This is a genomic window from Deinococcota bacterium (genome assembly GCA_030858465.1).
In the GTDB taxonomy this organism is placed as follows: Bacteria; Deinococcota; Deinococci; order Deinococcales; family Trueperaceae; genus JALZLY01.
Genome location: JALZLY010000369.1, coordinates 1 through 10371 on the forward strand (window position 1 = coordinate 1; position 10371 = coordinate 10371).

Genomic DNA, 10371 nt, shown 5'->3' on the forward strand with positions numbered 1-10371 from the left:
CTTCTGGGCAGGCCCAGGCGCTGGATCAGGTAGGCGTCCAGGCTCGGCGTGGCCAGGCCGGTGCTCGAGACGAAGACCACCGCGCCCACCTCGCCGGCGTCCGCACCCGCGCGCCGCAAGGCCCGGCAGGCGGCCCGACAGGCGAGCTCCAAGCCGACCTCGGCGTAGACCGCGTTCTTCTCCTCGAAGGTGTGCGCTTGGCCAAACCACTCGAGCGGCCGGGCCACATAACGGCTCTGGATGCCGGCGTTGTCGAAGACGCTCAAGAGGCGGTCGACGTCGCTAAAGGCACCCTCGAAGAGGTGGCGGGCGAGCGCTCTGGCCTCGGCTTGCTCGAGCTTAAAGGGCGGCACGGCGGTAGCCAGGCCGCGCACCGTCGGCGGGGGGGTGGTCAAGGCAAACTCCTCGTTTGGCTGGTGGCGGCCGGCGCGGGTCTCTGCTCCGCCTCCCGCTCGGCTTCCCCCCAGACCTCGCGGCAGGCGAGCTGCGCGACCGTCTTGCGCTGGCGGCTGCTCCAGTCGATGCTCGGCCGCGTTCCCGCCTCGGGCAGGTAGCCGAGGCGGTAGAGCGCCATCAGCTTTAGCTCTTCGGGCACCTTGAGCAGGCCTCCGATCTCCTCCCAGGCCGCGGGGACCTCCATCGGCGCCGAAATAAACTGGATGCCCATGCCGAGGCTGGCGACCAGGAGCCAGATGTTCTCCACCGCCGCGCCCAGGCCGAAGAGCGAGTAGAAACCCGACAGCGCCTCCGGCTTGTACTCGCGCTTGTCGAGAAGGACCGCCAAGACGAGCGGCGAGCCCGCCACCAGCTTGCGGTTGTCCTCGGCCAAGAGCCTGGGCACGCCGATCTTGGTCATCAGTCGGGTCCCCTGCGGGCTCAAGGCGCCTTTGATGAAGGGCTTGAGCGGCGCGGGCAGGTGGTCGATCAGGATGCCGTCGCGGCGTGCGGCCATCTCGCCCTCACTGAAGCGGAAGTAGGGCCGATAGCGTTCCCAGAAGAGGCCCTGCTCGAGGAGGCGGCGCATCGAGCGCCCGGAAATCCCGGCGATCGTTTCGATGGTCTCGCGCCTTTCGATGAGGATAAAGCGCCAGGGCTGCGAGTTGAAGTGGCTGGGCGCCGCGCCCGCGGCCGTGATAAGTAGATGCTGGTGTTCCAGCGTGACCGGGTCGGGCCGAAAGGCGGTGTTGGTGGTTTTGCGCGCGAAGATAGCCTCAAGAATATCCACAGCGTCCCCCTAGCACAGCAAGCCAAAGCTCACAAGATGACCGCCCAGCCCGAGCAGCGCCAGCCCCACATGCCGGCGGCTACCGCCCCTGGCCCCCGGAAAGAGCGCCAAGGCCAGCGCCACCACGGCGAGGCCGAGGGCGTGGGGCAGGAGACCCCACGCGGCCTGGCCAAGGGCCAGGAGCGTCGCCAAGGCGCTCAAGCCGTAGAGGGCGTGATGAACCCCGTGAAGACGCTGGGTACCGCGCCAGCGCCGCCACGTCGCCAGCCCGAGAAGCAGGTTGAAGCCGTAGAGCGAGGCGGCGAGAGTGGCGAGCGGCAGCCCGGGGGTCACACTATCCAGTATAGCCAGCGTCTCAAGGAGAGACCGTAAGCGCCATTCGCCTGGCGACTCGCCTTTCCGCCCCGTCCTGTTAGAGTGGAGCCTCGGGCCGCCCTCGGCCCCAGGAGGCAACCATGAAAGAACAAACCATGAAAGAGCAAAAGGAACGACTTCTCGCGCTACGGGGGTATCTTTGACGTCGCTGGCAAAAGGGCGCGGCTGGAAGCGCTCGAGCCCGAGCTGAACAACCCCAAGCTCTGGGACGACCCCGAGAACGCTCGGCTGGTCAGCCGGGAGGCGGCGCGCCTGCGCCGGGTGGTCGGTGATTACTCGCGTCTCGAAGGCGACATTGAGGGCCTCGCCGAGCTCCTCGACATGGCCTCGGAGGAAGAAAAGGAAGAGCTCGAGGGGGAAGGGCAGGCCATAGACGCCACCCTGGACGCCCTCTACCGCGAGACGCTCTTTTCGGGGGATTACGACGACGCCGCGGCGATTGTGACCGTCAAACCCGGCGCGGGCGGCACCGAGTCCTCGGACTGGGCGGGCATGCTCTTGCGGATGTACCGCCGCTTCGCCGAGCGCCAGGGCTTCACCGTCGAGATTTTGGACGTGGTCACCAACGAGGCTTCGGGCGGCGGCGTCGACTACGCCCAGTTCATCGTGCGCGGCGAGCGGGCCTTTGGCCTCTTGCACGTCGAGGGCGGCGTCCACCGGCTGGTGCGGGTGAGTCCCTTCGACGCCCAGAACCGCCGCCACACCTCCTTTGCCTCGGTCGAGGTCATGCCCGAGATCGACGACGCCATCGAGCTCGCCATCGACCCCAAGGACGTCCGCGTCGACGTCTACCGCTCGTCCGGCCCCGGCGGCCAGTCGGTCAACACCACCGACTCGGCGGTGCGGGTGGTCTACAAGCCGGGCAGCTCGGACGAGATAGTGGTGACCTGCCAAGACGGCAAGTCGCAGATCAAGAACCGTGAGAAGGCCATGACCGTCTTGAGAAGTCGTCTTTTCGAGCGCGAGGAGCGCAAGCGCCTAGACGAGCAGATGCAGGTGAGGGGCGTTCAAAAGGCGATCGAATGGGGCTCGCAGATCCGCTCCTACGTGCTCGACAAGCAGTACATCAAGGACCATAGAAGCGGCGACATGCGTCACGACCCCGACAACGTCCTGGACGGCGACATCGAAGGCCTGATCTGGAGCGGGCTCGAGTGGCAGGCGCAGCAGGGGGTGACAGCCTGAGTCTAGCGGTCGCTAAAGTAAACATTTGGGAGACAACAACGCATAACAACGTATAACAGTTGTTTCCCGGTAACAGTTGTCTCCCGGTTTGGTGAGCAAGCTTGGCAATCCTCTCCAGAAGGCAGTCCGACAAAAAGTCAGCCGGGAGGGGAAGTCAACAGATTACATTGGATGCGTTCGACGTCCGGATGTTTGCGCAGGGCGTTCACGGCCTCATCGGGTAGTGCCGCGTCGAAACCGGTAAATGCGAAATCAATGATACGGAAGAGTTCTCCCCCATATCGTTCTATAGTCTTGTTTGCCAAACTCAGCGCGTCTGCCTGGTCACGAAGAATAACGGTATATTCGCCAGGCACCACGGGTGGGGTGCATTCCAGTGGTGCAAGCGCTGCTTCCGTTGGTGTAATGCGACAGGCTACTAAAAGCATTAAACCTAGAACAAAAAAAGCAATTTTAATGTTCATTGCTAACCTCCATAATATTGGGTGACAAAGGACGATAACTTGTCATTCCTACTGTGCGCCCCCACCTACGTAGTAAACTGTCTGGGAACCTGTTGGTACATCGGTTCCACGAATACGTAGTGTCCAGCTTCCACTGATGATAGAGCCGTTTACCTGTGCCCGCTCAAAAACACTGGGTCCTTCAGTGCTGGAGGCTCGAACGACACCGTTAGGATCAACTAGATATAAGTCGATGTTATTATGACTCTGACTGACTGATTCAGGCCACCAGAGGCCGGCTTTAACACTTTTGTATCCGGTACTACTTAGATTTATTGGAATATTGACTATCTGCCCACGTCCAACTGAAACTTTCCCCCAACCGACAAAGTTGTATCCGCCAAAATTGTAAGAGCCGTGCAAGCGCAGATGTCCAGCCCCAGTGGTGTTGTTAAACGGAGGAGTGTTCTGACCCGAAGAGATTAGAAAAGCATAGGTGTAACCGGGGTCATTAGCTCCATGACCTTGATAGTCTAAAAAATTTCGCACTAATGCTGCTGCTCCAGCCGCGTAAGGTGTAGATCCGCTGGTACCTCCAAAAGTTCTTAGCGCAGTGTCATTCGTGCTACTAGCTGTTTGTGTCGAAGTTGGGGCCTGAATGTCAGGTTTAATCCGACCATCTTCAGCCGGCCCTCTGCTTTGGTAGCTTGGGGTGTCTCCTGAGCTTATAAAATACGCACCTACGCCGACAACCTTGTGTGCATTGGCTGGTGACGCCACAGGGTAATTGTCAGCTCCAGGATCGCCATGGTTACCATTTGCGGCAATGACTATCTTGCCGGCATCAAAAGCACGGTCGGCAGTAAGTGAAACGTTACAACTTTGCCCACATCGAAACTGCATTTCTGCGACAATTATGCTACCACCGTATTGAATTACTCTCTCGAATGCTATAACCGCAGCGCTAGTAGAGCCGAGACAGGTACTCGTTGAGTACATATTCAAGCTAATCAATGGAATCGCGGTCACGCCGCGGTATTTGTTTCCCAAATTATTATTGCCAGTAATAATACCAGCACTAGAAGTACCGTGATTGCACGGATCGCGCCAGTTCGTCACCTTTTGACAGTCAGTTCCATTAAAGCAATCATAATGAACATGGTCATGGTACAATGGAGGTGTAGAAGGATGTTGCAGTAGAGTATGTGATTTCCGAAAGCCAGTATCAATTAGTGCAATATATCCATATTGCCTACCTAAATCGAAGTACCAGTTACTGTTAATAAGTGCCCGACCATCAGCTACGGTTGCTGGTGGTGAAATGAAGAGCTCTGGCTGAATGTAAAGCACATCTTGTCGGGTTAACAGCGAAGCTACATTTTCCAAAGGCATTTCAACAACAATCGACTTAATAAGCCAAAATGTCTGTACAACTTTAGCATTGTATTGTCTATTGAGCTCTCTGCTCAGACGTTCGTAGTCTGCGGCTCGACTTTCTTGGATTTGCCTTATTAATTCTTCATTACGGGTTATCACCCTACGATTTGATTCCGATTCTGGCGATTCTTGCGCATCTAGTTGGGGAAAGCGAGGAATTTGAATATCATCGCGAAAATTAATAATAATTCGCTCTGTTTCGCGAATACCTTGGGTCGACAGATTATTTATACGTTCTTTAAGTAAAGGATGAATGCGTTCCGGCAGTTGTTCTTGGTATCTATCCTCCTTGAAATCTGTATCCAAAAGTCCATAAGAAAATACGCTTGGAGAAAGCTCACTAACATCTGTACCTATTATCTCTCCGTTCCTAATTTCGGCAGTGTATAAATAATTGAAAGGATCTTCCTTTTCCTCGGGGAAAGTAGAGAAATTCATTAGATCAATAGGCTCAAGTTTGTCGATAGATGTTCGACTGTTTTGACAAGAGGTGAGCAACAAAATCAGGATAAGGAGCGCTAAGTGTTTAGATGCACGATCTCGAATAGGATGCTTCGTCATAGACATTACTCTCCTCCTCCAAGCTTGTATAGCATTTGCGCCTAAAGCTAGTGATATAGATAAACAGTAGTGGCTTTTTACCCCTTTCTTTTAATCTCATTTTTCTATAATATTTTTAACTTCTTAGAAAAATGTGAGCAAGTTTTGTAATATACCTCATGGTTCCGTAATGATAAACTCATTGCCAACTCATTTCACTTGGTTTTCAGACTGCACGTTTCAAGTACCCCCTTTTGTCAAGACCCCATTTTGAATCATGCCTTCAAGTTAGGATATGAAGCGACGTGAAGATTCTGGCCATTGCCGACGAGGTGTCGCCGATCATCTACTCGGAAAACTTTCCGAAGAACCTGCCGCCTTTCGACCTGGTTCTGAGCGCCGGCGATATGCCCGGCTACCTGCTCGAGTTCGTCGCCACCAAGGTGCAGGTGCCGGTGCTCTACGTGCTCGGCAACCACGGCGACGGCTACCTGCGCGACCCCGAGGGAAAAAAGCATCTGCCCGGCGGCTGCGTCAACGTCCACGGCCGCGTGCTCGAGGTGGGTGGGCTCATCGTCGCCGGCTTCGAGGGCAGCGCCCGCTACCGGCCGGGAGCCCACCAGTACGGCGAGGCTGAGATGAGCATGATGACCTACCGCTTGGCGCCCAAGCTGCTCTTCAACAAGTGGCGTTACGGCCGGGCGGTGGACGTTCTCCTCAGCCACGCCCCGCCCAAGGGGCCGCACGAGGGCGACGACTACCCCCACCGCGGGTTTCCAGCCTTCAACCGCTTCGCGGCGCGCTGGCGGCCCAAGCTGCATGTCCACGGCCACGTCCACCTCCAGGGCGCCAACGCCCCCAGGGAGTACCTGAGCTTAGAGGGCGTGCGCGTCGTCAACGGCTACGACTTTACGCTCATCGACCTCGAGCACGGGCCAGGCGAGGCGCGCGACCCGAGGAAGCGGCCAGCATCTGACCAGACGGGCTGAGCAGACGGGCTGACGAGATGGGCTGACGGCTACTCTGTAACCCTTCTTCACCTATCCTCGGCAAAGGGGGCTAAGCTGGCAGGCGGAGGAAGGTGAGCCGAATTCTTCAAGATCGGGCCAGACACGAGGCGGAGCGCGCGCGTAGCCGCGCCTTCTGGCATCAGGTCGTCGCCGACTTGCGCGGGCTGCCCAACGAGCTCCTGCCCTTCAGCGCGGTGCGCGAGCTCATCCCCAGTTCGGAGCGTTACGGCGGCCTCGAGGCCATTCCCATAGCCCGGATCGTCGGCTCGGTCGACCGCTACCGCGACTTCGACCACTACTTCTTGCCGCGCCTGCAGCACACCATGGACCGCTGGATCGGCATCCGCGCGGCCGGGCTCGAGGGCAAGGAGCTGCCGCCCATCAGCGTCTACAAGGTGGGCGACATCTACTTCGTCAAGGACGGCCACCACCGCGTCTCGGTGGCGCGGCAGACGGGGCAGAAGTTCATCGACGCCGAGCTCATCGAGCTCAAGATTCCGGTCTCCCTGGACCCCGACGACTCCCTCAAGGACCTCATCATCAAGGGCGAGTACGCGCACTTTCTGGAGCAAACCCAGCTGCACGCGGTGCGGCCCGAACACTACGAGATCCTCTTCACGGTGCCGGGGCGCTACGACATCCTCCTGGACCACATCCGCACCCGGCAGTACTTTTTGGGCCTCAAGTTCGGCCGCGCGGTGCCCTGGGACGAGGCGGTGGGCTCCTGGTACGACCGCCTCTACCGGCGCGTCGTCGATGAGGCGCGCGAGCACGAGGTCCTGAGCAGGTTTCCCGGCCGCACCGAGGCCGACCTCTACCTCTGGATCATGGACCACCGCTACTACCTGACCGAGCGCTACGGTGAGGACGTGGGCTCGGAAAGGGCGGCCGTGGACTTCGCCCGGCAGTTCTCGCCCGCCATCTTGCGCCGCCTGTGGCTGAGAGCCAAGCAGCGCTGGCACGGCAGCGTAGATTAAGGAGAACGAGCATGACGACAACGGATTTCCCGGCGTTTTTGCAGGAACAGGGTGCGCGGCTCGCGGCCGGCCGCTGCGAGAGTTTTGGGCAAGCCGAGGCCGAGTCGGGGGCGTTTCGCAGCGGAGCGGCCCTGGTGCCGCTCTTGGGCATGACCCCGCTTCGCGCCGGCGGCGCCGACCGCCTCGACTTTATCCACGGCCAGGTCAGCAACGAGGTCAAGCGGCTGACGGAGGGGCAGCAGAACACCAGCCTGCTCTTGAATGTCAAAGGGCACGCCCTGGCCCAGATGCGGGTCTGCCGCCGCGAGGACGACCTCTACCTGGCGGTCGAGGACGGCGCGGGCGCCCTGGTGCTGGATCACTTTAGGCGGCACATCGTCTTCGACCAGGTCGAGCTGCTGGACCTGACGGGAACGATTCTCAGCCTGACCTTGCAAGGTCCCCAAGCCTCGGGCGTGCTGCAAACGGTTCTCGACCTGGGGGCGCTCGAGCCGGGTTACTCTGTTCAGCCGCCCTTCGCCTCGGCCAAGCTTCTCGTCCTGCCCGCTCAGCGCGGCGAGCATGGCGGCTACGACCTGCACGTCCTGGCCGCGGACGCCAGCGCGCTCTTCGGGGCCTTGCGGCGCGGCGGCGCGGTGCCGGCCGGCGAGGAGGCGCTCGAGGCTTCGCGCATTGCCGCGGGCATCGCCAAGGCCTCGAGCGAAGGGGGCGAGGGCGTCTTGCCGCAGGAGGCGGGGCTAGACTTCGCCGTCTCCTACCGCAAGGGCTGCTACCTGGGCCAGGAGATCATGGCCCGCATCGAGGCGCGCGGCAACGTCCGCCGCGGGCTCGCCGGCCTCCGCTACGAGGCGGCGCCCGACCCCTCGGACCGCGAGGTCTACTTAGACGGCAAGGCGGTGGGCCGGCGCGGCCACGCCGTTCACCATCCCGACTTCGGCGTCATCGGCCTGGCGGTCTTGCGCAAAGACCTGGGGCCCTCGGCTCAGCTCGCCGCGGGCGGGGTGAGCGCAAGGGTGACGGCCTTGCCCTTCTCGGCTGATGGCTGAACCCGACCTGAAGGGCCTGGCGGGGGCGGGCGTCTACATCCTGCGCCGTTTGGACGAAGACGCCTGGCACCCGGTCATGCAGGTCGGCGATAGGGGCGCGATGCTCGTCTACTCGACAGCGGCGCGCGCGCAGCAGGCCGCCGATGAGCTGGGCGGCGCCGAGGTGGTTCACGAGCCCCTGCCGGCCGCGCTCTTTCTCGGCCTACCCGAGGGCGCCACCCATCTCCTGCTCGACTACGACCCGGCGACGGGCGAGAGCTGGCTTCTCGGGGCGGGCGACTTCGCTTTTGCCTGAGAGGATATTCGTGCGCTCGCTGGGCCGGCGCAGAGGACCAATCCGCACAGAGGACTAATCGGCACGGAAGACCAAGAAGTACAACGAGAGGGCGTATGGGCGCACGGTAGACAGCTGTGCAGGCGCTATAATCGCTGCAAAGCGTCTTACCCCTCATGCTCAGGAATGGAGGACCCTGATGAAGACAAAGATGAAGACAAAAAAGGACTGGCTGGACCAAGACTACAGGGAGGCCACCGAGCGCCTTCCCGAGCGCGACTACCCGACCCGCACCCTCTCGGACATCGAAGCCGACCCGATCTATACCCAAGACGACCTCGAGGGCTTCGACCCCGGGGAGAAGCTCGGCTACCCCGGCGACTTTCCCTACACCCGCGGGGTGCAGGCGTCGATGTACCGCGGTAGGCTGTGGACGATGCGGCAGTTCGCCGGCTTCGGCAGCGCCGAGCAGACCAACGAGCGTTTCAAAAAGCTCCTAGGGGCCGGACAGAACGGTTTGTCCACCGCCTTCGACCTGCCGACGCTGATGGGTTACGACGCCGATCACCCCTTCAGCGTCGGCGAGGTCGGCAAGTGCGGGGTGGCGGTGTCCTCGCTCGCCGACATGGAAGTGCTCTTCGACGGCATCGACCCCGAGGCGGTGACCACCTCGATGACCATCAACTCGCCGGCGAACGCTGTCTGGGCGATGTATCTGGTCAATGCCGAGAAGAAGGGCGCCGATCTGACCAAGCTGGGCGGCACCATCCAGAACGACATCCTAAAGGAGTTTATCGCCCAAAAGGAGTACATCTTTCCGCCCGCGCCCTCGGTCGAGCTGGTCATCGACACCTTCGAGTGGGGGCCCAAGCATGTGCCCAGGTGGAACTTCATCTCGGTCTCGGGCTACCACATCCGCGAGGCAGGCTCGACGGCGGTGCAGGAGCTGGCCTTTACCCTGGCCGACGGCATCCACTATGTGCGCAAGGCCCTTGCGCGTGGCCTCGACATCGACGAGTTCGCGCCCAGGATCTCGTTTTTCTTCAACGTCCACAACGACTTTTTCGAGGAGATCGCCAAGTTCCGCGCCGCCCGGCGCATCTGGGCGCGGCAGATGAGGGACGTTTACGGCGCCAAGAGCCCCAAGAGCTGGATGCTGCGCACCCACGCGCAGACGGCCGGGGTGTCCTTGACCGCGCAGCAGCCGCTGGTCAATATCGCCCGCGTCGCCATCCAGGGGCTCGCCGGGGTCCTGGGCGGCACCAATTCCCTGCACACCGACTCCTACGACGAGGCGCTGGCGCTGCCGACCGAAGAGGCCGCCAAGATCGCCTTGCGGACCCAGCAGGTGATCGCCTATGAAACCGGCGTGACCAGCACCGTGGACCCGCTGGCGGGCTCGTACTACCTCGAGACCCTGACCGATGAGATGGAGCGGCAGTGCTTGGACTACTTCGAGAAGATCGACAGCTTGGGCGGCGTCGAGGCGGCCATCGAGGCGGGCTATTTCGCTAGCGAGATCGGCGACGCCGCCTACCAGCAGCAGCGCGAGATCGATTCGAAGGAGCGCGTCATCGTCGGGGTCAACTCCTTCATCGAGGACAGCGCCGAGATTCCCCTGCTGCTCGTCGACAAGGAGGTCGAGCGCGTCCAGGAAGCGCGCCTGGCCCGGGTGCGCCGCGAGCGCGACGGCGTGGCCGCAAAGGCGGCGCTGGCGGGACTGCGCGAGGCCGCCAAGCACGGCCACAACACCATGCCCGCCTTTATGGCTTGCGCCCACGCCTACTGCACCTTGGGCGAGCAGATGGACATCCTGCGTGAGGTCTACGGCGTCTACGAGGAGCCGGTGCTGGTCTAGA

At 61.1% G+C, this 10371-nt stretch carries 11 protein-coding genes; 6 read left to right on the forward strand and 5 right to left on the reverse strand.

Translation table 11 applies throughout. The features are described from left to right. The 3 genes from M3498_18200 to M3498_18210 form a co-directional block, all read right to left on the reverse strand. Nucleotides 1-395 (reverse strand): stilbene synthase (locus M3498_18200; protein MDQ3461199.1); only part of this gene is annotated, 395 nt, incomplete at its 3' end. Beyond that, the gene (locus tag M3498_18205) at nucleotides 392-1225 is read right to left on the reverse strand and encodes a nitroreductase family protein (GenBank protein MDQ3461200.1); all 834 of its coding nucleotides are present in this window, start codon (nucleotides 1223-1225) and stop codon (nucleotides 392-394) included. The genes M3498_18200 and M3498_18205, both read right to left, overlap by 4 nt. Before the next feature lie 9 nt (nucleotides 1226-1234). Further along, nucleotides 1235-1558, reverse strand: a complete 324-nt coding sequence (locus M3498_18210) for a hypothetical protein (protein ID MDQ3461201.1) — start codon at nucleotides 1556-1558, stop codon at nucleotides 1235-1237. A 137-nt stretch (nucleotides 1559-1695) separates the two neighbouring features. Here M3498_18210 and prfB point away from each other — a divergent pair. Further along, a protein-coding gene (prfB, locus tag M3498_18215; protein MDQ3461202.1) for a peptide chain release factor 2 occupies nucleotides 1696-2785 on the forward strand; the annotation gives its coding sequence in 2 pieces (ribosomal slippage) (nucleotides 1696-1740 and nucleotides 1742-2785; 1089 coding nt in all). A gap of 137 nt (nucleotides 2786-2922) precedes the next feature. Here prfB and M3498_18220 read toward each other — a convergent pair. Both M3498_18220 and M3498_18225 read right to left on the reverse strand, forming a co-directional pair. Further along, nucleotides 2923-3249 (reverse strand): hypothetical protein, encoded by a 327-nt coding sequence (locus M3498_18220; protein ID MDQ3461203.1) that lies wholly within the window; start codon nucleotides 3247-3249, stop codon nucleotides 2923-2925. Between the two features lie 48 nt (nucleotides 3250-3297). Beyond that, a complete protein-coding gene (locus M3498_18225; GenBank protein MDQ3461204.1) occupies nucleotides 3298-5232 on the reverse strand; it encodes a S8 family serine peptidase in 1935 nt (644 codons plus the stop codon). Between the two features lie 278 nt (nucleotides 5233-5510). Here M3498_18225 and M3498_18230 point away from each other — a divergent pair, with 278 nt between their 5' ends. The 5 genes from M3498_18230 (at nucleotide 5511) to M3498_18250 (ending at nucleotide 10370) form a co-directional block, all read left to right on the forward strand. After that, nucleotides 5511-6194: a metallophosphoesterase gene (locus M3498_18230; protein ID MDQ3461205.1), complete on the forward strand. Its 684-nt coding sequence runs from the start codon at nucleotides 5511-5513 to the stop codon at nucleotides 6192-6194. 92 nt (nucleotides 6195-6286) lie between these two features. Further along, on the forward strand, nucleotides 6287-7192 hold the full coding sequence (locus tag M3498_18235; GenBank protein ID MDQ3461206.1) for a DUF4032 domain-containing protein: 906 nt from the start codon (nucleotides 6287-6289) through the stop codon (nucleotides 7190-7192). An 11-nt stretch (nucleotides 7193-7203) separates the two neighbouring features. Continuing rightward, nucleotides 7204-8238: a hypothetical protein gene (locus M3498_18240; GenBank protein MDQ3461207.1), complete on the forward strand. Its 1035-nt coding sequence runs from the start codon at nucleotides 7204-7206 to the stop codon at nucleotides 8236-8238. Further along, nucleotides 8231-8533, forward strand: a complete 303-nt coding sequence (locus M3498_18245) for a hypothetical protein (protein MDQ3461208.1) — start codon at nucleotides 8231-8233, stop codon at nucleotides 8531-8533. The genes M3498_18240 and M3498_18245 overlap by 8 nt, the downstream gene beginning before the upstream one ends. Nucleotides 8534-8723: 190 nt before the next feature. After that, nucleotides 8724-10370 (forward strand): methylmalonyl-CoA mutase family protein, encoded by a 1647-nt coding sequence (locus M3498_18250; GenBank protein ID MDQ3461209.1) that lies wholly within the window; start codon nucleotides 8724-8726, stop codon nucleotides 10368-10370. The last annotated feature ends 1 nt before the right edge of the window (nucleotide 10371 follow it).